This is a genomic window from Flavobacterium sp. CF136 (genome assembly GCF_000282055.1).
Lineage (GTDB): Bacteria > Bacteroidota > Bacteroidia > Flavobacteriales > Flavobacteriaceae > Flavobacterium.
Genome location: NZ_AKJZ01000027.1, coordinates 1 through 23,953 on the forward strand (window position 1 = coordinate 1; position 23,953 = coordinate 23,953).

Annotated in this window: 21 protein-coding genes and 3 tRNA genes; 6 read left to right on the forward strand and 18 right to left on the reverse strand. The window is 33.4% G+C overall.

Features of this window, described 5'->3' with window-relative positions:
• Positions 1-294: 294 nt before the first annotated feature.
• From PMI10_RS10325 to PMI10_RS10360, 8 genes are all read right to left on the reverse strand, one after another.
• The gene (locus tag PMI10_RS10325) at positions 295-1,170 is read right to left on the reverse strand and encodes a macro domain-containing protein (protein ID WP_007807461.1); all 876 of its coding nucleotides are present in this window, start codon (positions 1,168-1,170) and stop codon (positions 295-297) included.
• A 3-nt stretch (positions 1,171-1,173) separates the two neighbouring features.
• Complete coding sequence (locus PMI10_RS10330) at positions 1,174-1,674, reverse strand: TIR domain-containing protein (protein ID WP_007807462.1); 501 nt, start codon at positions 1,672-1,674, stop codon at positions 1,174-1,176.
• 106 nt (positions 1,675-1,780) lie between these two features.
• Positions 1,781-3,541 (reverse strand): UvrD-helicase domain-containing protein, encoded by a 1,761-nt coding sequence (locus PMI10_RS10335; RefSeq protein ID WP_007807463.1) that lies wholly within the window; start codon positions 3,539-3,541, stop codon positions 1,781-1,783.
• Between the two features lie 4 nt (positions 3,542-3,545).
• Positions 3,546-5,588, reverse strand: coding sequence for an ATP-dependent nuclease (locus PMI10_RS10340; protein WP_007807464.1), 2,043 nt, complete (start codon positions 5,586-5,588; stop codon positions 3,546-3,548).
• A 131-nt stretch (positions 5,589-5,719) separates the two neighbouring features.
• Positions 5,720-7,429, reverse strand: a complete 1,710-nt coding sequence (gene rmuC, locus PMI10_RS21960) for a DNA recombination protein RmuC (protein ID WP_007807465.1) — start codon at positions 7,427-7,429, stop codon at positions 5,720-5,722.
• A 582-nt stretch (positions 7,430-8,011) separates the two neighbouring features.
• Positions 8,012-8,085, reverse strand: a tRNA-Arg gene (locus PMI10_RS10350).
• Positions 8,086-8,114: 29 nt separating this feature from the next.
• Positions 8,115-8,192, reverse strand: a tRNA-Pro gene (locus PMI10_RS10355).
• Positions 8,193-8,207: 15 nt separating this feature from the next.
• Positions 8,208-8,294 (reverse strand) — tRNA-Ser (locus tag PMI10_RS10360).
• A 241-nt stretch (positions 8,295-8,535) separates the two neighbouring features.
• Here PMI10_RS10360 and PMI10_RS10365 point away from each other — a divergent pair.
• The 3 genes from PMI10_RS10365 to PMI10_RS10375 all read left to right on the forward strand — a co-directional run bounded on the left by PMI10_RS10365 (position 8,536) and on the right by PMI10_RS10375 (position 10,966).
• Positions 8,536-9,714, forward strand: a complete 1,179-nt coding sequence (locus PMI10_RS10365) for an acetyl-CoA C-acyltransferase (RefSeq protein WP_007807467.1) — start codon at positions 8,536-8,538, stop codon at positions 9,712-9,714.
• Positions 9,715-9,781: 67 nt separating this feature from the next.
• On the forward strand, positions 9,782-10,543 hold the full coding sequence (locus PMI10_RS10370) for a C40 family peptidase (RefSeq protein WP_007807469.1): 762 nt from the start codon (positions 9,782-9,784) through the stop codon (positions 10,541-10,543).
• 144 nt (positions 10,544-10,687) lie between these two features.
• Positions 10,688-10,966, forward strand: coding sequence for a putative quinol monooxygenase (locus PMI10_RS10375; protein ID WP_007807473.1), 279 nt, complete (start codon positions 10,688-10,690; stop codon positions 10,964-10,966).
• Between the two features lie 97 nt (positions 10,967-11,063).
• Here PMI10_RS10375 and PMI10_RS10380 read toward each other — a convergent pair whose 3' ends face one another.
• Positions 11,064-11,771, reverse strand: a complete 708-nt coding sequence (locus PMI10_RS10380) for a class I SAM-dependent methyltransferase (RefSeq protein WP_007807474.1) — start codon at positions 11,769-11,771, stop codon at positions 11,064-11,066.
• Positions 11,772-11,977: 206 nt separating this feature from the next.
• Here PMI10_RS10380 and PMI10_RS10385 point away from each other — a divergent pair, with 206 nt between their 5' ends.
• From PMI10_RS10385 to PMI10_RS10395, 3 genes are all read left to right on the forward strand, one after another.
• Complete coding sequence (locus PMI10_RS10385; protein WP_007807476.1) at positions 11,978-12,862, forward strand: LysR family transcriptional regulator; 885 nt, start codon at positions 11,978-11,980, stop codon at positions 12,860-12,862.
• A gap of 210 nt (positions 12,863-13,072) precedes the next feature.
• On the forward strand, positions 13,073-14,350 hold the full coding sequence (locus PMI10_RS10390) for a DUF2130 domain-containing protein (protein WP_007807478.1): 1,278 nt from the start codon (positions 13,073-13,075) through the stop codon (positions 14,348-14,350).
• 361 nt (positions 14,351-14,711) lie between these two features.
• On the forward strand, positions 14,712-15,308 hold the full coding sequence (locus tag PMI10_RS10395) for a hypothetical protein (RefSeq protein WP_007807480.1): 597 nt from the start codon (positions 14,712-14,714) through the stop codon (positions 15,306-15,308).
• Positions 15,309-15,466: 158 nt separating this feature from the next.
• On the opposite strand, the gene moaA is transcribed toward PMI10_RS10395, so the two are convergent.
• From moaA to glp, 9 genes are all read right to left on the reverse strand, one after another.
• Complete coding sequence (gene moaA, locus PMI10_RS10400) at positions 15,467-16,474, reverse strand: GTP 3',8-cyclase MoaA (protein ID WP_007807482.1); 1,008 nt, start codon at positions 16,472-16,474, stop codon at positions 15,467-15,469.
• Positions 16,461-17,375, reverse strand: a complete 915-nt coding sequence (gene moaCB, locus PMI10_RS10405) for a bifunctional molybdenum cofactor biosynthesis protein MoaC/MoaB (protein ID WP_007807484.1) — start codon at positions 17,373-17,375, stop codon at positions 16,461-16,463. Before moaCB ends, moaA begins: the two co-directional genes overlap by 14 nt.
• Position 17,376: 1 nt before the next feature.
• Positions 17,377-17,808: a molybdenum cofactor biosynthesis protein MoaE gene (locus PMI10_RS10410; RefSeq protein ID WP_007807486.1), complete on the reverse strand. Its 432-nt coding sequence runs from the start codon at positions 17,806-17,808 to the stop codon at positions 17,377-17,379.
• 237 nt (positions 17,809-18,045) lie between these two features.
• Complete coding sequence (gene moeB, locus PMI10_RS10415; RefSeq protein ID WP_035631706.1) at positions 18,046-19,119, reverse strand: HesA/MoeB/ThiF family protein; 1,074 nt, start codon at positions 19,117-19,119, stop codon at positions 18,046-18,048.
• 10 nt (positions 19,120-19,129) lie between these two features.
• Positions 19,130-19,366: a MoaD/ThiS family protein gene (locus PMI10_RS10420; protein ID WP_007807489.1), complete on the reverse strand. Its 237-nt coding sequence runs from the start codon at positions 19,364-19,366 to the stop codon at positions 19,130-19,132.
• A 267-nt stretch (positions 19,367-19,633) separates the two neighbouring features.
• Positions 19,634-20,422: a uroporphyrinogen-III C-methyltransferase gene (gene cobA, locus PMI10_RS10425; protein WP_007807490.1), complete on the reverse strand. Its 789-nt coding sequence runs from the start codon at positions 20,420-20,422 to the stop codon at positions 19,634-19,636.
• Between the two features lie 6 nt (positions 20,423-20,428).
• On the reverse strand, positions 20,429-21,001 hold the full coding sequence (locus PMI10_RS10430) for a molybdenum cofactor guanylyltransferase (protein ID WP_007807492.1): 573 nt from the start codon (positions 20,999-21,001) through the stop codon (positions 20,429-20,431).
• 175 nt (positions 21,002-21,176) lie between these two features.
• Positions 21,177-21,923 carry a sulfite exporter TauE/SafE family protein gene (locus PMI10_RS10435; RefSeq protein ID WP_007807494.1) on the reverse strand — a complete coding sequence of 249 codons (747 nt, stop codon included), beginning with the start codon at positions 21,921-21,923 and terminating at the stop codon, positions 21,177-21,179.
• 168 nt (positions 21,924-22,091) lie between these two features.
• Complete coding sequence (gene glp / locus PMI10_RS10440) at positions 22,092-23,264, reverse strand: molybdopterin molybdotransferase MoeA (protein ID WP_007807495.1); 1,173 nt, start codon at positions 23,262-23,264, stop codon at positions 22,092-22,094.
• Between the last annotated feature and the right edge of the window lie 689 nt (positions 23,265-23,953).

A 23,953-nucleotide genomic window follows, 5' to 3' on the forward strand; every position in this document is an offset into this window, starting at 1 on the left:
ATAACCCGAAACTGAGACCAATAAAAAAGGGGATAATCAAAATTGATCATCCCCTTAAGTGAACGCAGAAGGAGCGAATATGAACCTTTATTCGAAGATTTAAAACTTTTAGCCGACTCTTTTGAGGAGGCTTTGTAATTCAAAAGTATTATACCACTTTCCATTTATCAATATTAGGTAAAAACATGTTTGAATATGCAAATAAAAAATGGAGTAAAAGTTAAGACAATTTTTCCTCCTTTCTAAGCCTGTATTTTTGTTTGCATATCCAACTAACCGCTGAATAAAAATTCGCTATGGCAGATAATGATTAAGTAAATCTTTAACTTCAAATAGATTTAAATTTGCTTTATCAACATCACTTGGGTGAATTACAATTATAAGCTTGTTTGAAAAAATATTATCTTCAGATGCATTTAGAAATGATTGTGCAATAATCGCTATCAATTTTTTACGTCCTATTGAAAGTCTCCCAAGTCCCGAGCCTATTAAGGGAATTACAATATCCTGTTTTTCACCCTTAGTCTCAATAAACTCCCAAAGACCATCTAATGCCTGATGAACATTTTTCAAAGTTGTTTTAGCATTATTACTATAATTTAAATCAGACATGGCAAACCAATAAAAAAATTGGTCTGCATATCGTAATTTAACAGTGGTTCCAAAATCATATCGTTTTGTCTTACCTGCCTGTTTCTGTATAGCTGTAAATGAATAACCTGCTAAACCGTCCTCAATTTCTTTATCCAATTTAGGAACGTCCCCCGGATAATATTTTTGCGTGAATTGACCCTGCAAACTTTTTTTAGAAATAATTCCGCTTGCCATATCTGTATCAAAGGTCGTGTTTGTACTAATTACTTTCTGACCATTGACTGTAAACAAATCATCTATACATACTTCTATGGTTAGATCTTGTCCTGGATATTTATATTTTATTTTTTTTACCGGTCTTCTTGTAAAAATAACAACTATTAAGCCTGATAAAAAAAGACATACTAAAAACCAAAATGGTAATTTTTCCTTATTGACAAAATGCCAAGAACTTAAAATATCCACCAATGACCAGGCTCCGCCCACTACTGCAATAAAAGTTGTCATTGAATCAATACTTAAGAGTGCATAAATCCAGTAAGATTTTGTCCGAAGTGATTTTAAATAATAATTCATAATTTAATAGCCAAGCTGTGAGTAAACTGAGTCATTATAACGATAACTGCCCGAAATACGCTGGGATTTGTAATCTCTATGGGAATACGGCCAGTTAGTAATTGCATAATTTACTATATCCGGGCTGAAGGGAACATGAACCGCTAAGGCATCTCTTAAAATCGGAGGACATAAATCATTATTTATTGTTCTCCTGCCATCTAAGTTTATTGCAATTATTGGCAAATTCATATCAATTGCAACTTCAATTTCCCATCGCACAAATTTGTAAAGATATTTGGTACTTTTCCCAATTAAAACCACAAAGACATCACTTGCGTTTAACCGTCTTCGTAAGCTGCGCTTAATTGTCTCTTCAGTACTAGTATCACGCACCTGTTCTAAATCATGAACATTGTCGAACGTAAAATTAAATTTTCCATTTTTATGCCATGCTTTCATTAAATTATAGCAATTCATATCAGTATCACCGTCAAAACAAGTATAACAAGCAGTATAAGCCATTTTTTATTTTTTTTAAAGGTTAATTTTTCTTTATAAAATGATATTTAGTTTTGGTTCTTTGTTTCTAAGATTAATTCAGCAACAATAATTCATATTTGTTTCTTGTTTAGGTACATGCTTCCTTAACAACATTTCCAAACAGCTTATTCAGACTTTGAAATGCATTTTCGGTAAGCTCCTGAGTAAAAAGCAGGCATAATCTCTTTTGCGGCCTTGAACATGCTACATAAAATAGATTTCTATTCCGTTCAAATGAATCCTGCTTATCAGCTGGAACCTTTACTGAATCCATCCATTCTAAAAATTGATTCCAATTATATTGATTCCACCCTCTACCTAAAACTATAATTACATTTTCAAATTCAGCACCTTTTACACCATGCTTTGTTGAATACAACGTTTTGTCATCAATGTAGTTTGATACATTTGCAATTTCAGAATATGGAATTGATCTTATTGATTTGATTTTCGAAGCAAAACTCTTATCTTCTTCCTCCCTATCTTTTTCCTCAACAGCTTCAATTTGTGTAAAACGCTGTTCTTTCTCTTCAATTTTCCTTGGTATTTTTGGTTTATTTGTTGTCTTTAATAAATCTAATACTTCCCCAACAGTTCCGACTTGGCAAAGTGCGAGAAGTTTAGTCATGTCATCAAACCAGACTTTTTTATCTGCATGCTTTCGGATCTTGGGTGCTCCCACATTAAAAGCTTGAATCATTTCTCCATATTTTTTATTTAGGAATGCTTCACAGCCTATTTCTACCGTATCCATAAGAAATGCCATATAATCATTATTCTTTTTTAGATAATCGTCATTATCAGAAAATGTATTTGCAACATTCTGATATCCTTGCTCAGAAGCCAGGACATTATTGGTAAGCATTAGAATTTTTGTAGTTTCGGTACTAATATCCCAATGGTTCTTATTTAATTCTTCCTTAGTCCATTCTAAATAATCATGTGCAACAGCTTCTGGAAGATCACCATTCCAATGAGCACCAGTTCTTCGCTCACCTTTCCAGTTGTTACTGTGAAAAACTACTATTTCACCTGCAGATTCAGGATCGTACTCAAACTGCTCTAATTCGGGTCTCATCTTATTTAAAACTGAGACAATATTTTTATCAGAACGAAAATTGGCCTGTTTACCAATAATTTCCATCTTTCCCTCAGTCGTCTCAATAAAACCGCAAGACTCCGTACCATAAATTTTCTGCCAGTGATCCCCAAAAAAACCTAAAATTATATTGGATTTTTCCTCAATAAAATTAGCGACTAATGCATCCGCCAAACCTCTATTTGTGTCTTGATATTCATCAATTAGAATTATCGGATACCTGATTGTAAATATCTTTTTAAACTTATTATCATATAGAAGAGATGTAAACAATTTTATAACATCATTGTGATGTAAAAATATTTCTTCGGCTGTTATTTTCGGATATCCTAAACTATATATGACCTTTTGTGATCTAATTCCCCCGGCCTCCGCAATCCTTTCCTGCCATCTATCACCCAATTCTATCATCCGATCACGAAGTCCTTTTTGAAAATTCTGTATCGCTTCCCATGCAAAAGCATGTATGGTGTCAGCCAATACAATAGGATGATTATCTGTTCTTGATCGAATTTCATCTTTTGCCACATTTGTATATGTAATGCAAGCAATTTTTCTGCTCGTTTTAAAATACTCAGCATCATATTTATCTATTAAATGTTTTAAAGCTTTAATTAATGTATAAGTTTTTCCTGCGCCTGCACCGGCTTCAACAAGAAAGTGTTTTTTTTCATCAATAGCTTTAAATACTTTTTCTAAACATTCAATCGATGCATTTTCTGCAGGACTTATTTCTAAATTTTCCGCCATGACTCTATTCTGTTGGTTCTTTAACATCTTCTACAGGATCTATAACTGCCGGTACAGGCTTGATTGCTAACCATTCAAGGCCTTCAAGGATATATTTTGGAACATTCCATTTGGTTTCTTCAAGGGAATATTTCAAAGCAAATTCAGTTTTTTTCTTATTCTCAGGAGCATGAGTTTCAGCGCTTGCTTCGACATCATCCTCTTCAATTTCTGAAATTCCAAAATGTTCTCTATTCGCCAATATAAATGCTTCTTCAAAGCTTCTACCAATTGCCACCTTACCATCTTCGGCAATTTGAAAAGCAATTCTTCTAGACCCGGAAACTTTATTGTCAGCTGTAAGAACAAGACAATCTGCCAGCGGATAATGCCCGACAGAATCTTTGGCAAACCAGTTTTTTATTCCCGCATTTGAAGTATGCGAACCATTTTTTACAAATGAACCTGGATAAGTAATCTTTTCTCCTTTTGTCATAAGTACCGAATCTAAATCCGTAATAACCAAACATTGTAATTCAAGAAAATCTAAAAATTTGTAAAAATGATGTGCATATGCACCGCCTACCTCGATTGTTGTTACATATTGCAAGCCGAGCTGCGCTTTAGTTAAATCTAACTCATCTCGTTTTGCTATAAGCAACGGCATCATTAATCTTTCGGCCGGGCCTTCAATAAGTATGGCTTTATCAGCAAAATATAGGTCACACTTCGTTAGAGTCAAATACTTATGCAAAAATTCTTTATCTTGTTTCAGATCAGCAGCCTTGAATTCTTTTCTCAAATCCTTTACTATAGTTTCTCTTGCCACCCCATTTGAAGTTAAAAAATATCGAATTGCTTCAAACTCGGCTTCATTAGCCATGTGTGTAGAATGTGTTGTAACAACAAATTGAACAGGCCAGGCCTTACCATCATTTAAAGTCTTTGAAAACTCATTAGCAATCTCATACAATTTTCGAATAAAAATCTGCTGCATTTGCGGATGCAGATGCGCTTCGGGTTCTTCTATAAAAATAATATCCAAACTATTCGAAACCTGCCTGCTTTGATATCTGCGAAAAAACTCAAAAAGCTGGAACAAAATATAAATCAAATTTCTTGACCCTAATCCATTATATGTTTCCGGCAGAAAAAGATTATTTCCTTGTCCATATCTAATTTTTGTATGACTCTCTAAAATATTAGATATATCTATTGTGGTTTCAGTACTCAAGTTAGGATCTGAAAGTCCCGGATAACCAAACAAACCAAGAGCAGGTAAAAGTTTATTTAATTGAGTATTAAAATCAGTATCTACCTTGCTTTGAATATCATCAACAACAACCTTCAAAGCTGCTGAACTGCTTTTCATATCATCAGGCGCAGCATTTGACTGGGATGTTTTAAAAAGCTGTGCCAATACTTTTCCTAACACATCTTTTTCAGAATGCGTAACATCATCAAGTCCTCTTTGCGCATTTATAAAACTGGCTCCCAATACAGACCTGAATTTTGAATATTCAATTAGCGCAGTATTTTCAGGATCTGTGGGGTCGACAGCTGTTATATGAGTTTCAAAAAGACTAGGAATTCTTTCTTTAAGTGACTTCATAAAGCTCTTTATGCTCTCTTCCCCCATATCAGCTACACCCTCAAAAAGAGAATCAATTCTACCATTTTTTAAAGAGTATTTAACAGCTATGATCACTATATTGCTTGCAGGGTCAAGATCTATTATAAAATCTCCTAATATTCCCAGATCCTCAAGATCAACTGGATATTCAATGGTGATTCGAATTTCAATATAAGGAATTTCTTCTCTTATATCATCATCCTTACCTTCCAATTTAGAATGCAATGCCTTAATAAAACCATCCATTGCAGAAATGCTAAAATCATAAATTGAAAATGATGGGTTTTTATCCCCAATAAGCCTACGAAAAATTTCAGTTAATGAGGTTTTACCTGAATTATTTCTTCCAACGATAACTGTTGTGTGGTCTTCCAAAGAAAGGACTACATGTTTTAATAATCTAAAATTTGTTATTTCAAGAGTTTTAATTTTCATTTCGGTTTGATTTTAATTACTATCGTTGAAAATATTTTAGTGATGGAATCACTAAAAATTATTCCGTCTATAAATGGAAGCGGAATAAATCCGCTTTTTTATTTCAAAATATATAAAAGCTTAATATTACTCTAATCGCCTTCATTAAATGAATTATCTTTCGCTTCTTCTAAAATATCTTCAATATCCAATTTAAGAGCATCGCCAATTAATTCAACTGCTTCGTTCTGCGGCAATAATTCTACTTTTCTTAAATGTCTTTCTATTGCTCTTGATCTAGTTCCTGCTGAATCGATTGTATTCGTTGCTTCCTGTAATTTCTTTTTAGTCTTATCCAGCATAGTTCCAAATTTTCCAAACTCAGTTTTTACTGCTCCTAAGATCTGCCAAACTTCGCTTGATCTTTTCTGAATTGCTAAAGTCCTGAAGCCCATATTTAAGCTGCTTAAAAAAGCAACAAGATTTGTCGGACCAACAACAATTATTTTAAATTCCCTTTGCAGTTTTTCGAATAAACCAGTTCTTCTTAGTACTTCTGCATACAACCCTTCGGTGGGAACAAACATAATTGCAAAATCAGTTGTGACTGGAGGATTAATATATTTATCACTTATATCTTTTGCATTCTTTTTAATAGCATTTTCAAACTGTCTGTTTATAATTTCAAGATCCTTTGCATCAATTGTTCCTACACTATCATATGCTTCTAATAATCTCTGATAATCTTCATTTGGAAATTTTGAATCAATAGGTAAATATAAAGGCGTATTGTCTTCATTTTGACCTGGTAATTTAACAACGTATTCAACTCTTTCCTGAGTGCCATTTTTCACAATTTTATTATGTTCAAACTGCTCTGGCGATAAAATTTGTTCTAATATCGCTCCCAATTGGATCTCACCGAAATTACCTCTGGTTTTAACATTGGTAAGCACTTTTTTCAAGTCCCCCACGCCAACTGCAAGTGTCTGCATTTCCCCTAGTCCTTTATGTACTAACTCCAGCCTATCACTAATAATTTTAAATGATGCATCAAATCTTTTTTCAACAGTAACCTGCAGTTTCTCATCAACAGTATTACGCATTTCTTCAAGTTTTTTCCCGTTTTCATCCTGAAGTGTTTGAAGTTTTTGTTCAACAGTTTCTCTTATCTTTTCTAACTTTAATTCTGTTTCTGATTTTAATTGCTCTTGTTTTATAATTAGTTCATCAAACTTTTGCTTTTGCAATTCATTAAAATCTTTTACGTTTTGAGTAAATTTTTCCTCAAAAGATTTCAATGATTTGACCTGTTCATCTCTATTTTCTTTTGCAGAAGCATTAAGCTGATCATTAAGTTCTTTAGTTTTTTGATCAAAAGATACAAGCAGTTTATCTGTTTTTTCTTCGTTGGTTTTCAATGACGCTGCCAATTCCTCTTTTGTTGTCTTTGAAGACTTTATAAATTGTTCCGTAAACTCGGTCTGTTTTTTCTCATTTGATAAAATCAGTTTTTCAATTCTATCTTCGTTATTTTTTGTTAAAGCTTGAAGCTGTTCAGAGAAGTTTCCAAACTGATCCTTCTGCAGAGTAGAGAGATCCGTAATATTTTTTGTTAAAGTTTCTCCAAATGTTTTAAATGAGTTTGCCAACTCTTCCCTAGTTTCTCTAGAATTTTTCTGTGCTTCATCTCTATTCGTTGAAAATTCAGAACGAATAAGCTGATCAATCTTACCAAATTCCAGAGCATACTTTGCTAATTCATCTTTGAAGTCATTATTTTGATTGGGCTTCTTAAATACTGCTAAAGAAATATTAATGATTAGTAAGACTATAATTATTATTAAGAGTGCTAAATTCATTTTTATATTGTTTTAAATTATTTGTTGTATCGATATATTTTATTACCAGCAAATAACATTAATAATTCCAGAATTTCATTACGGAAAACCATAACAAATAAATGATTTTCAATTTTATAAACAATACGTATTTATACTCCTTTTTTGGATTTCAGAAATTTTTTAGTTTTAATAAAAAAATCATAAGTTTAGATTAAATCTAATTTACAAAGCTATGAACTAAGAAGACTAAAGAGCAGATCTATAAGTTATAGTTTTTGTTTGCATATCCAGAAATCAGCAATATTCATATAACTATCTAATATCCAATTAACAATTATATAAAAATTACTGTTTTAGTAAATTCATAATAAGCAATTGAGATATCTATAAACACTCTTTGCTAAAAAAATCTAAAAGAAATCACTATATTTTTTTGCTATGGAAAATGCTTATTTATTATGTCAGAGTAAGTACTGACTAACAAAAAAAAGTTTTCTTCTCTGATTGAACAGGAATATCCCACTCAATCCAGCTCAGTCTGCACTCAAAAACCAATTTAATACAAAACAAAAAAGCCACTCGATTGAGTGGCTTTTGATGTGAACGCAGAAGGATTCGAACCTTCGACCGCCTGCTTAGAAGGCAGGTGCTCTATCCAGCTGAGCTATGCGTCCATTTGTTTTAAAACTTTATGGCAAAGTTTTGGTCGGGGTGGCAGGATTCGAACCTGCGGCCTCCTGCTCCCAAAGCAGGCGCGATAACCGGGCTACGCTACACCCCGTAAGCAAATTGGAAGCGGAGAGTAAGGGATTCGAACCCTTGGTACAGTTCCCCATACGCTTGTTTAGCAAACAAGTCCTTTCGGCCACTCAGGCAACTCTCCAAGCTCAAGGAACATGCCCTATTTTGCGGTTGCAAATGTAACACAACATTATATTTCTCACAACTATTTTTGTGCTTTTTTTAATCTTTTTGCAATCTTTTTTTTAAAACACTTCACAATCAAATGAATAGAATTAACAAAAAATTGATCTTAAATTTAAAATTCAATCGAATTGATTCAAAATTTGAATTTGTACAAATAAAGATTAAATTTGCTTGAATAACTAATAGTATACAGAACAATGAACAAAAGAGTTGTTATCGTTTCTGCCGTTAGAACACCTATCGGAAGTTTCATGGGAGGTTTATCTACCGTACCCGCACCAAAATTAGGTGCTGCTGCCATAAAAGGAGCACTTCAAAAAATTAACCTCGATCCTAAATTAGTTGATGAAGTTTTCATGGGCAATGTAGTGCAGGCAGGAGTTGGTCAGGCACCGGCACGCCAGGCAGCACTTTTTGCCGGATTATCTGAAAACGTTGCATGTACAACCGTAAACAAAGTCTGCGCTTCCGGGATGAAAGCTGTAATGTTCGCTGCTCAGGCTATTGCCTGCGGAGATGCAGAAATTGTAGTTGCCGGAGGAATGGAAAACATGAGCCTTATTCCGCATTACGTACAAATGCGTAACGGAAACAAATTTGGTCCTGCAACAATGTTGGACGGAATGCAAAAAGATGGTTTAACAGATGCTTACGATAACAACGCAATGGGAGTTTGCGCTGATTTATGTGCATCAGAGTATAAAATTACTCGCGAAGAACAGGATAATTTTGCCATTCAATCCTACGAAAGAAGTGCAAAAGCATGGGATGCCGGAAAATTCGACAACGAAATCATCCCTGTTGAAGTACCACAAAGACGCGGTGAACCAATTATCTTTTCAAAAGATGAGGAATACACAAACGTTAAACTGGACAAAATTCCTTCATTAGCTGCCGTCTTCACAAAAGACGGAACTGTTACTGCAGCAAATGCCTCAACTATTAATGATGGAGCTGCAGCTTTAGTTCTAATGTCAGAAGAAAAAGCAGCCGCACTTGGATTAAAACCTTTAGCCTACATAAAAAGTTATGCTGATGCTGCTCAGGAACCAAAATGGTTTACAACGAGCCCGGCAAAAGCATTACCAAAAGCTCTTGATAAGGCAGGAATTGCAATTGGTGATGTTGATTATTTTGAATTCAACGAAGCTTTTGCTGTTGTTGGATTAGCCAATTCAAAAATCCTTGGGCTTGATAATGATAAAGTAAATGTAAATGGCGGAGCAGTTTCATTAGGACATCCACTTGGTTGTTCGGGAGCGAGAATTATCGTAACTTTATTAAATGTCTTAGAACAAAACAATGCTAAAACCGGTGCTGCAGCAATTTGCAACGGTGGTGGCGGTGCTTCGGCAATTGTTATCGAAAGAGCTTAAAAATATTACATTAGGAGTTATTTCATTTGTAAATAACTCCTAATTTTAAACTTATAAATTACCCTAAATGTTCGGAATTTGCAATCTTGCCATAGTACCCGTTCGATCTGAACCGAGTGACAGAAGTGAAATCGTTACACAGCTTTTGTTTGGCGAGCACATCGAGATATTAGAACGCCAAAATCAATGGTCCCGAATAAAAATTCAATTTGATGATTACGAAGGTTGGGTAGATTCAAAACAATACCAGGAAATTTCAGAAGCAAATTTCAATCAGTTAAGCAATGAAGCTATTATTTTAAATGCCGATCTGATTGATTATATCACGTCTCCAGACAATTTATTGCTGCCGATTCCTCTTGGAGCTTCTTTATCATTTTTAAATAATAACGAAATAAACATTTCAAACTTTGATTTCGAAGGAACAAGAACCAGCGGTATAAAACCTAAAAGCGCTTTAATAAATACAGCTTTTATGTATTTGAACGCTCCCTATCTTTGGGGCGGAAAAACGCCTTTTGGAATCGATTGTTCCGGTTTTACACAAATGGTTTATAAATTAAATGGTTACAAAATACATCGCGATGCATCGCAACAAGCTCATGAAGGAGAGCCTTTGAGTTTTATAGAAGAAAGCGAAGCAGGAGATTTGGCTTTTTTTGATAATGAAGAAGGAAACATCATTCACGTAGGTATAATTATGGACAACAATTACATCATTCACGCCAGTGGAAAAGTCCGTATTGACCGTCTGGACCATTTAGGAATTTACAATCCTGAATTGAACAAGCACACACATAAACTACGTGTAATTAAGAAGATTATATAAAGTAACACAAATTTCACAGATTAGCACAAATTAAAAATCTATTTAATCCATTAATCTGTGGCTAAAAAATGACTTTCATCGGTAAACCAAATTCAGATGCAGATTACACAACTCATTTAAAAAAAAAATTAAAACTTTATAATCATGATATCCATTACCGCTATTATCAAAAGTAAACAGGAAAATATAGAACAAGTTCGAAACATGGTACATCATTTGGTTACCGAAACCAGAAAAGAAGATGCCTGTATACGTTATGACCTTCATACAGCAGAAAATGTATTCATCATTTGGGAAGAATGGAAAGATCAGGCCGGTCTTGATATACACAATAATCAATCGTACTTACAGGATTTTATTACTAAAAGTGAAACTTTAACCGCCTCTCCTATTCAGGTTTATAAAACGATTCAGTCATTGTAAGGACATTTTTTCACCCCGAACGATAGTGAACTGGCAGCAATTTCACGAATAAAAAATCAGTGCAAATTAGTGTAATTCGTGGCGAACTTTTTTTAAATCATTTAATCCCGCCAAAAGCACCAAAACACATGTTTTTGTGTAAAATCTCGACACTTAAAAAACCAACTTTTTTCATTAAATCCAATTGATAATTCATTGATCTGGGTGAATCTTCTTTTTCAATATAGTCCAAAACTTTTTGACGATATTCCGCACCGCCAATTCCTTCTAAATATTCCCCATAACGCTGCCAGGTATATTCGTTTAATAATTCCGTATCCTGCGTAATCAAGTCCGAAACCATGAAGCAACCGCCCGGTTTTAATAATTTAAATATTTTAGCAAAAGTCGTTTCCCAATCTTCATCATCCCTTAAATGATGTAAAACGGCTCCGGCCAAAATAATATCAAAGTGATTTTCCGGCAAATCAACTTCACGAATATCACCTTGCTTGACTTCTACTTTTCCGTTTGTTTCTTTTGATACCCTTTCAAAAGCCCTTTCCAACATCGGTAAACTCAAATCGACCAAAGTGCAATTTAAATTTGGCAACTTAGACAACATTTTCAAAGCGTAATTTCCGGCACCACAGCCAATATCCAAAACATTTACAGCATTTGGAACAATTCGTTTAGAAGCTTCCGTAATTAATTCCAAAGAAATGGTAGCATCTATTGTTGCAACTTGCCCGGTTTCTAAATTTGAAAATCGTTCAACATCATTGTCAAAACGTTCCCTGATTTCTTTTGTAGTTGATTTTTTCATAGTTTTTTTTGTTTTTCACGCAGATTTAGCAGATAAGGCAGATTATCTATGCTGGAAATAAAATCAGTATAATCTTTTTAATCTGTGATAAAAAAATCTGCCTTATCTGCTAAATCTGCGTGAAACTTTTTTTTTGTAAAAGTATCTCTTTGATATATACTTCAAAAATACTTATTTTGTCAATTATCAATACTTAACAGGTATTTATGGAATTACGTCACTTAAAATATTTTTTGGCTGTGGCCGAAGAATTAAACTTCACTAAAGCTTCTGAAAAACTTTGTATTTCACAGCCACCATTAAGCCGTCAGATCATCGAACTGGAAAACGAAATTCAGGCACGTTTGTTCATCAGAAATAATAAAAAAGTAGAACTTACCGAAGCCGGAAAATACTTCGAAAAAGAAGTAAAAGATCTTTTTCAGAACTTGGAACATATAACTGTCAAAACAAAAAAAATAGCTGAGAATGTTTCCGGTGAATTCAGAATCGCTTACATCAGTTCTATTTATTCCTCCGAAATTTCAGAACTTATAAAATATCTTAGAGAGCAATTCCCTTATGTAAATTTCAAGCTTTTTGAAATATCTACAACCAAACAGATTTCGGCTTTAGAACAAGGAAAAATTGATTTAGGAATTATTCGTTCACCCATAAAATCTCCAAAAATAAAATCTCAATTATGGTTTCGGGACGGTTTTTCGGTAGTCTATAATAAAAGTTTAATTCAAATTAAATTCGAAGAAGAAATTCCAAATCTAAAAGATGAAATTTTTGTATTTTTTAATAAAGACTATGCTCCGTATTACCATGAAGTTTTGCTGGAACTTTGTGCTTTCTATGGTTTTATACCAAAAGTCGTTCACGAATCCAATAATATAAATTCGATAGTACAATTGGTAAAAAACGGGTTAGGAATTTCTATTGTTCCATCGAATATCGCAAAAAACAATCAGGATACTGAAATTGGTTTTATCGAATTAAAAAAAGTAAATTTATTTACTGATGTTTCGTTAATTACTTCAAAAGAAGATGATTCTGAAATCACAAAATCGGCAGTTGATTTTTTACTGAATTTTTCTAAAAAATAAAGTTTACTACTAATTTCACGAATTAATCTAAAATGATGGTAATCCGTAAAAATTAGTAACAAAAAGCATTTAAATTGCAAACTTTAAAACTGAATTTCAAAAAACTAAACGCAAAGCAATTAGTGAAAATTCGTGAAATTCGTGGCAAAAAACCCTCAACTTTTAAATATCTTAGCATAAAATTACGTTATCTAAATAAAATCAATAAAAATGGCTGAGCAATCTTCAATTCAGTGCCCAAACTGCGGAACAACTATCGATGTAAATGATATTCTGAAACATCAGTTAGAAGACAGCATCCGTAAAGAATTTCAGCAAAAAGCCAATGCTCAATCCAGAGAATTAGAGCTTAAAAACGAGCAATTCGAAAAAGCCAAGTTAGAATTTGAAGCCAAAAAGAAACAGGAAAATGAGCTTTTCGCGGAACGTTTGGAGCGTGAGAAAAAAGTAGCCGAAAAAGAAATTACCGAAAAACTAAAAACCAAACTCGGCGAAGAAAACAAAGATCGTTTGCTTTCGATGGAAAAAGAACTTTCTGAAAAATCAGAGAAACTTCGCGAACTTAATAAAATGGAGGGCGAAATTGCTAAACTTCAACGTGAAAAACTGGAAATGAAAGAAGCAATCGAAGCCGAAGCACAAAAGCAGCTCAACGCCACTTTGGTTTTGGAGCGTGATAAAATCCGTAAACAGGAAGAAGAAAAAAACGAACTAAAAATTAAAGAATACCAAAAACAATCTGACGACCAGAAAAAACTGATCGAAGAAATGAAACGCAAGCAGGAACAAGGTTCTATGCAATTACAAGGCGAAGTAATGGAATTGGCTATTGAGGAATGGCTGGCAAATAATTTTCCGTTAGACAGCATCGACGAAGTTAAAAAAGGTGCAAACGGAGCAGATTGTCTTCAGATTGTGAATACACGCGAATTGCAAAATTGCGGTTCTATTTATTACGAAAGCAAACGTACAAAAGCGTTTCAGCCTGCCTGGATTGAAAAATTCAAAAATGATATCCGAACCAAAAGAGCCAATATTGGTGTTTTGGTTACCGAAGTTATGCCTGCCGGAATGGACCGAATGGGTATGCGTGATGGAATCTGGATTTGTACTTACGAAGAATTTAAAGGTTTAAGTGCCGTTTTGCGTCAGTCATTGATTCAGGTAAGTCAGGCCGTTCAGGCACAGGAAAACAAAGGCGATAAAATGTCGATGCTGTATGATTTTCTAACCAGCAACGAATTCCGTTTGCAGATTGAAGGAATCGTGGAAGGTTTTACGCAAATGCAAGGTGATCTTGATGCTGAAAAAAGGGCAATGCAGCGTATCTGGAAACAACGCGAAAAACAAATCGAAAAAGTAGTTCACAATACTTTAGGGATGTACGGATCTATTCGCGGTATCGCCGGAAATGCTGTGCAGACAGTAAGAGCTTTAGAGCTTGATTTTATTGAAGATGACAATGAAGACCCTAAAGAGTTAGAATAGTTTACTTATAAACATCAGGAGCTTATTCCAGCTGTACACTATATCTTTTATGGCGAACCCCGCCATAAAAGGATGCCGTTTCCATCTGGGCTATCACGGCGGTTTCTAATACGTTTTTAGATAATTTCAGAAGTATTATTTCTAAAGTAAATTACCTCATTTTCCATGTAGAATTGTTAAGAAATTTTGATTTTTATTTTTAGCAATAAAACCAAACAATTCATTTTTAGCAATTTACCCTTATTTTTTACCAAAAAACTTAACATTGGGACGCTTGTTTTATAATTATCTTTACTTAACTGTGAGTTAACAATTTATTTACATTTATAAAGATAATCATCATCTAAATGCGCCTATAATTATGGAAAACAAAACCGAAGAAACAAATCCTGAGAAAATTGATTCTCCAAAAACGGAAGCTGTACAACCTGTTACAGAACCAGCAAAAGCTGAAAATACACCTGTAAAAAAAGCACCTGTCCGTAAAACTACATCAGTCAAAACTCAAGCTGCAAAGCCTGAAACTGCAACTGTAAAACCTTTGGCAACGACAACACCAAAACCTGCAGCAATAAGAACCCCTGTGAAAAAAGTAGTAACACCAGTTGCAAAACCAAAGGAAACTACAACAGTTACCGAAACTGCTGTTACTGAATCAAATATTAAAGCCAACTACGAAGCTGTTGCAATCGTAGAAAATTCTAAAGATAAATCTAAAAACAAAAAGAAGAAAAAAATGAAAGACAAAGACAAGGAAAAAGAAAAAAAGAAACTAGCTAAGAAAAAAGATAAAGATAAAAAGGACAAAAAGAAAGAAAAGGCTAAAAAAGCAAAACTAAAAGCTGCAGCTAAGAAAAAAGAAAAAGCCAAAAAAGCAAAGGATAAAGCGAAAGCTAAAAAAATAGCAAAAAAGAAAGCTAAGTCTCAAAAAAAGGCAAAAGCGAAAAAGAAAAAATAATATTAGAAAGGTTTGACTTTAATAAAGTTGAGCCTTTTTTTTGTTGCCTTCCTACAAGTCATTGCGAGGTACAAAGCAAACACATTCAGTATCCACAACAGTTGCCAATGTTAGTGAGATTGCTTCGTACCTCGCAAAGACAAAATCATCATAAAAACTCACCCGCCAATCGTAATCATACTGCGATTGTCAAAATGCAAAGCAGGATCATCCATTTCAGCAACCGTAACCATTCCGGCCCTTACTTTTTTCTTATTTTTGATGGAAGTATAAATTAATTCGGTAATAGATTCTCCGTTTCTAAAAGCCGTAAGTAAATCGGTTTCCGAGTTAGAGAAAAGACAATTTTTGATTTTACCGTTTGCTGTCAGACGGATTCTGTTGCAGCCATCACAAAACGGATTGGTTATAGAACTTATGATTCCAAAATTACCCTGAAAACCCTTGATTTTATAAGTTCTGGCTGTGAAGTTTTTTTCATCTTCCAGTTTTTGAATATTGTCTACAGCAAAAGATGCTTCAACCTGCGATAAAATCTCATTTTGCGAGACCATTTTGCTCCTGTCCCACTCGTTTCCTGCAAAAGGCATAAATTCTATGAACCGGATGGAAACCGGCAAAAATTCAGTTAATTTAATAAAATCTATGATTTCATTTTCATTGAAGCCTTTCATCAGAACTACATTTACTTTTACCTGAAAATCATTATTCAAAAGCAAGTGCAGATTATCAATTACCTTTTCAAACTGATTTCTAAGCGTTACGGAATGAAATTTAGAAGAAACTAAAGTATCTAAACTTAAATTGATTTTTTTTACTTTAAATTGCTTTAAAACATCTATATGACGGTCTATTAAAATTCCGTTAGTAGTAATAGATAACGAAACTTCTAAATTTGCCAGTTTTGAAATTATCTCAGGGAAATCTTTTCTTAATAACGGTTCTCCTCCGGTTAATCTAATTTTATCAACACCATTTTCCACAAAAGTTTGAGCAATGGAAAAAATCTCATCAGCCGTCATTAAACTGGCTTTTGGAGACAATACGATTCCGTCTGCAGGCATGCAATACGTACAACGCAAATTGCATTTCTCCAGCAGCGAAATACGCAAATAATTGTGTTTTCGCCCAAAATCATCCGTTAAAATGGTTTTAGAGGGTATCATGATTTTTTCCTTTTAAAATATGAAAAACATGCATCACATGTGGAAATACGGCATCCATAGATTCTCTTGCCCCGTTGGTTGAACCCGGCAAAGCCAAAATTAAACTTTTACCCAAAGTTCCCGCAACCGTTCGCGATAACATCGCATAAGGCATGCGCTGCTGCCCATAATTGCGAATCGCTTCTTCTATTCCCGGAATTCTGCTTTCCAATAATGGCGACAATGCTTCCGGTGTTACATCTCTCGGTGATAATCCCGTTCCTCCGGTAAAAATCACTAATTGACATTCTTTTGCAAAAGTTTTAGTCCTGTCCTGAATCATATCAATTTCGTCCGGAATGATCTCGTAATGTGTTGTTTCAACACCATAAGAATCAAGTTTTTCAACGATGATTTTTCCGGAACGATCTTGCTTATCTCCCGCAAAAATTGAATCAGAACAAACAAAAACTGCTGCTTTAATTACGTTTGGAAATTTATTTCTGAAAGATGATTTACCGCCTTCTTTATTAATTAACTTAATGGTCGAAATTTCTATTTCCTTATCAATTGGTTTCAGCATGTCGTACATTGTCAATGCCACAATCGAAGCGCCATGCATTGCCTCTACCTCTACTCCGGTTTTGTAAACAGTTTTTACATTGAAGACAATCTGAATCTCCAAACCTTCAATTTTATATTCCACCGAAGTAAATTCAATTGGAATCGGATGACAATCCGGAATCGATAAATGGGTATTTTTTACAGCAAACAATCCTGCCGTTTTCGCCATTTCGAGTACATTTCCTTTTGGCACCAGATTATTCACAACGGCATCAATCGTTTCCTGTTTGCTGACTTTGACAATTGCTGTGGCTGTTGCGACTCTTAATGTGCTTATTTTATGCGTAATATCTACCATTTTAGGTGTTTTGTTTCCAGGTGAATGTATCGTTTTCAAACATTTCCTTGCCAAAAATAGGCACATCGGTTTTAATCCAGTTGACAATTGCTTCAGTCGCTTCATAAACCTGCTTGCGTCTTGTTGCCGAAACAAAAACGAACAAGCAAATTTCACCAGCTTTCACAACACCCAAACTGTGATAAATGTGCATACATGTCAAATCGAATTTAGCGAAAGCTTTTTCTCTTATTGTATGTAATGCTTCGTTTGCCATATCCGTATATGCCGAATAATCAATCGCTACAACCGTATTATCATGAATCACATCTGCACGAACCTGTCCTAAAAAAATATTATGCGCACCAATTGTATGTTTGGATTGGTGTTTGGCGATTGACTCGGCAATAAACTCAGGAGAAATTGGCCCTTCTACAAATACATTTTTACTCATTATATTTCTTTTTAAACACGAATTGCACTAATTCGCACTAATTAAATTTTGTGTTTTTTTGCCACAGATTTCACTGATTAAAATGATTTTTTCTTTTGCTACGAATTTTTACGAATTGTTTCTTTTAATATTTAATAATTATTGAAAATAAAAATCAGTAAAATTTGTCTAATTCGTGGCAAATAAATCTGCTCTATCTGCAAAATCTGCGTGAAACAATTTAACATTAATCTGTCGCTATATTTTTATTTCTTCTAATAATTGTTTCATTGCTAAAGCTCCGCCGGAAATACTTTTTACATTTTTGAATGCCTTTTTCTGAAGTAATTCAGCAGCTATTTTACTTCTGATTCCGGATTGGCAATAAACAAAAATGGTTTTATTTGGATTCAGTTTCCCTAATTCATTTTCTAAGTTCATTAACGGAATCTGAATTCCATTTTTAAAATTAATTTTCGGAAGTTCATCTACATTTCGAACATCTAAAAACAGAACTTCTTCAGAATCTATTTTACTTAAAACTGATTCAGGAGTAACTTCTTCAACTACATTCTCGTCAGCTTTATATTTTTCTTCAAAAGTAATTCTGTCTATCAAAAAAAGATTATTCTTTTCAAAGTCATACTTTTGCTGTTCGTTATTTAAAATATTATACACCAGTATCTTACCACTCAAAACCTCACCTATTCCTAGAATCATTTTTATGACTTCGTTTGCCTGCAGCATACCAATAATACCAACTGAAATTCCGATGACTCCGGCGTCTGTACAATTAACAGATGAGCTATTTTCGTCCGGATACAAACATCTGTAGGTTGGACCATTTTGATAATTAAAAACCGAAACCTGTCCCTGAAACCTAAAAATAGATCCATAAATCATTGGCTTATTTGTTACCAGGCAAGCATCATTTATCAAATATTTTATTTGTAAATTATCTGTAGCATCGACAATAATGTCATATTTTTTGAATAATGAAAGCGCATTTTTACCTGATAATTTCTCTGCAATTGCATTAACTTTCACTAATGGATTCAATTCTGCAATCATCGCTTTGGCTTCCTCAACCTTGTATTTTCCAACCGATGAACTTTTATAAATCACCTGACGCTGTAAATTTGAAAGTTCGATAATATCATCATCAACAATTCCTATTTCACCAACACCTGCAGCTGCCAAATAAGGCAATATTGCTGTACCCAAACCTCCTGCTCCAATAATTAAAACGCTGGATTCCAGTAATTTATACTGACCTTCTTCACCTAATTCAGGAAGAATAATTTGTCGGTTATATCGAGCTGTTGTATTCATAAAATTTAATTTATCCGCCGGCAAATGGAGGCAATAAAGCGACAACATCTCTGGTTTTCAAAGAATAATCTGTTGCCTTTGATACTATTTTCTGATTAACCGCAACACTAAAAGATAACGATTCGAACTGGTATTTCTCATCTAAATCCTGCAATAAATCCTGCAAAGATATTTCAGTAGAAATCACATTTTCAAATGAACATTTTGTTTTTTCGGCAACAGCTCCAAAATACTTAATTTCAATCATTATTATAGATTTAAAAACGAATTTATGTTAAAAACATGTTATACCAATATGACCCGAGCCTAAGGCTCTGTACCGGATTCACATTTTATCATTTGGACGAATTAAAATTCATCCCTACAATATTTCTTCGAGCCTACAGCTCTTTCACAACTTAATCCCAACGGGACGATTTATTTTGCAGCGACGGAATTTCATTCCGTTGTATTAATTTGAAAGTAATACAAAGTTCCGTAGGAACGATTCATATTCAGATTACTTCAATCATTATTATAGATTTAAATTCTGAAATATAAACTCATCTTCAAAATGCTCCTGGAAATACGAAGTTAATTTTGAAGTATTTTTCACCACTTCACCAATCACAATAATTGCCGGTGATGAAATATTTTTTTCAGCGACTAATTTAGTAATTGAACTAATGTTTCCTACTACTTTTTGCTCTGAATTTTTAGTTCCGTTCTGAATAATTGCAATGGGCAGATCATCTGTACGATTTTCTTTATAAATTGCAATAATTTCCTCTAATTTGTGCATTCCCATCAAAATCACAACTGTTGCTGCTGATTTTGAAGCCAAACGTACATCTTTTGATAATTCATGACTGGAAGTTGTACCGGTAATTACCCAGAAACTTTCGGCTACTTTACGCTGCGTCAGACTAATTCCTACTGACGCAGGAACACCTAACGCAGATGAAATTCCGGGAACAACGGCGGTTTCCAATCCAAATTTTTCTGAATATTCGATTTCCTCGCTTCCACGTCCAAAAATAAACGGATCTCCACCTTTTAAACGCACTACATGTCCGTAACGATTTGCCATAGAAACAATCAATTCGTTAATTTGGTCCTGTGTGTAAGCATGGCATCCTAAACGCTTGCCTACAAAAACAATCTCTGCTTTGGCGGCATATTGCAATAATTCTTCATTGACCAGGGCATCATACAAAACTACATCGGCATTTTCTAACGCTTTTATTGCTTTTAGCGTAATCAATTCAACATCTCCCGGCCCTGCGCCTACTACTGTTAATTTTGGTGTTCTTAAGTTTTGCATAATCTATTAACTTAAATTGATATTCAGGTCGTTTAATTCGTCAACCGAATTAATATTGGTAAGAGGAAAGTTTTCACTTTCTTCTATTTTTATAATTTGATGAGGCACTTTCGATAGAAAATCCATCATTTTTAATTCATTTGTATCAATCGCTTCTTTTATAACAGGGACTATTTTTTTCGAATAAATTCCGATTAAAGGATGTATTCTGCTTTCTGTAGCAAAAACAGTAATTTGAGCTTCCTGATTGTGTTTTGAAATTAATTCAGACAACAATTCAGACGAAATTAACGGAATATCACAACTCAAAATCATATTAAATTCGGTTTCAGAATTCGTCAACGCTGTATAAATTCCGCCCAAAGGCCCTTTATCCTTAACGATATCAGCTATTTTTTGATAAGGCAAATAATCATATTCTTTAGTATTCGTTATTAACTGAATAGTTGACGTAAGAGGCAAAATAGCCTGAATAATATGTTCTATAAACGGTTTTCCCTGAAACAAAACCAATCCTTTCTCTGATTGCATTCGGGAACTTTTTCCTCCGCAAAGAATAAATGCTGTTAATGCTTCCATGATTAAACTATTTATATTAAAATCTACTTTTTTTTCTTAACAATACTGCTGCTGTAAAAAGGTGTTTCACTTTGCATGAATCCACATTAGCTATGCGTGATGATAATATATTATCTTATTTACTCTTTTTAAAATTTAAAAATCTATGTTTCTATGTGTTAGATAATTTTTTAATTTATGGAAAAATCAACTTAACACTCGCCATTAAAATCACTGTTCCTAAAACTATTTTTAAGGTTTTGTTTGAAAAATAACCGCTTCCGTAAAATCCTCCCAAAACTCCTCCGACAACTGCGATTGGAACCAAATAAAAACTTTCCATCGGAATTATTTTTCCTCCCAAAAGAAATCCCAGCATTCCCGCAAATGAATTTACAAATATGAACAGACTGGAAATAGCCGCCGATTCTTTTACTGAAGCCCATCCTAAAAACAATAAAATAGGGCTCAAAATTATACCGCCTCCTATACCCAGCATTCCAGATAACAAACCAATTACAAATCCGATTGCTAATGCGAAAGGCAATTTTATCTGAACTGCTTCTTTTTCCTTAAAATTGAATATTCCGAACAGTCTCAATGCTGCAAAAACCAATACAATTCCCAAAATAATTTTATAAACCGCATTATCTAAAGTAACAAAACCACCAATAAAAGCGGCGGGAATTGAAGCAATTGCAAACGGATAAAAGAGTTTTGGCCTGAAATAATTCATTCGATAATAAAAGAAGAATGAAATACTGGAAACAAATAAATTCAACAACAAAGCTGAAGGTTTCATTATGGCTACCGGAAAAGCAAAAATAGTCATTAGTGCCAAATAACCTGATGCCCCGCCATGTCCTACACTCGAGTACAGGAAAGCTATCACGATTAATGCAAAGCTGAATAAGATTATATTTTCGGAAGTAAGTAACTGCATTTTATTGTTTATTGTTTATTGTTTATTGTTTATTGTTTATTGTTTATTGTTTATTGTTTATTGTTTATTGTTTTATATGCTATATGTTTTTATTTATATACTGCTTTTCAATATTTTACATAAAAATCTTATTCTTTACTCTTTATTCTATTTTCTAAAATTAAAACTCTAATCAATCGGCAACAAAGTTACAAATTGATCTTTTTTAAGTGTTTTTACATCATCCGGAACGATTAACAAGCAATTTGCTGTTGCAAAAGTGTTAAGCATTGCTGAACTCTGACCATCTAAAACCGTTACATGGGTTTCATCATATAAGGCTTTTAAGAACAATGTTTTTCCTGAGCTGTTTGTAATGCCTGCATTTAGCTTTCGAACTAATTTTGGCAGATGAATATCTGAGAATCCCATTCGGTTTTTGATTGCCGGATAAACATAAATATAAAAATTAGTAAGTGATGATGCCGGATTTCCTGGCAAAGCAAAAACTAAAGTTTCATTTTTAGATCCAAAGAACATTGGTTTACCCGGTTTTTGATTGATTTTATAAAAAAGTTCTTCAACTCCATTTTCTAGCAAAGCTTCTTTTACAAAATCATAATCCCCTACTGAAATTCCGCCGGAAATTAAAACCACATCAAATTTTGCCAATATTTTTTTTAATGCTTTTTTTGTTGCTTTAAGATTGTCTTTTACTTTGTATACTTTCGTTTTTTTAATTCCGATTGTTTGAAGTGCAGCCTGCAGCATCACCGAATTACTTTCGTAAATTTTTCCTTTTTTTAATTTTTTACCGGGTTCTGTTAATTCATTTCCGGTAACTAAAATTGCCACTTTGGGCTTTTTATAAACCGTTATTTCTGTAATACCCAAACATGCTAAAAAACCAATTGCAGCCGGCGTAATCAAAATATTGGCTTCAAAAACTATACCTTCTCTTTCTATTTGTTCTCCTTTGACACGGACATTAGCAAACTTCTCGGGCATTGTTGCAATCAAAATTGAATTTTCATTAGCCATAACATGCTCCTGCATAACTACGGTATCTGCATCATCCGGAACGTAAGCACCAGTAAAAATACGGATAGCTTCATTATCTTTTAATTTTATATTAGAATGATCTCCCGCTTGTGAACTGCTGATAACATCATACTGCTGTCTTTCACTAAAATTAAAAGCATAACCATCCATTGCTGATTGACGAAATGGCGGCATTGAAATCGGTGAATATACTGTTCCTGCCAAAACATATCCCAATGCTTTACTTACAGGCATTTTTTGTGTTGACATCTTAGTGCTATTCCCAGCAACAATCGTTAGAGCTTCATTAACTTGTATCATTTTAAAAAATATAAAACTAAGTATAAATACTTATCACAAATATAAGTATTTATTACTAGTATGGTTAAAAAAATTAAATTTATTTTTCTTCCTATAAAATTACTCTAATTTATTCAGAATGCTTCTTTAAATTGATACTACTTTACTTCAAAATGTGATATTTAGGGTTTAAATAATGCTTTTACAGACGTTTTAATCAGCAAATCTGATTTTAACAACAGTCATAAAGTCTTAAAAAAGTGACAAAAAATATTGATTTAAAATTTTAGTTTAAAAATATTTTTAACATTTAAAAATGAAAAATAATCTTATAATTTATTGATTTTAAATAACTTAAAAATAAAATTCATTTTAATAAAAAAATATTTTTGTTTATTTTTCATAAAATAATTTAATTTTTTTTTGGTTATTATTATATTAAAATTAACTTTGTCTATAGAATTAGTAGAGTTTAAATCATATTTAAAACCATAAAGAACTATATTTTGAAAACAACCGAAAGCATATCGTATTACATTCTTCCAAAAAAATATACTTATAACACCTTTTGTTATATGTGCTTCTGTTGCTAATCCTCTCAGCAATTCTTTCGTTTGTATTCGATTATTCAATTTAACAGATCGAATTACAACAAATCTTTTAAAATTTCACCCCAAGATTACCTGTAAGAATTACAAAATCTGGTTTAT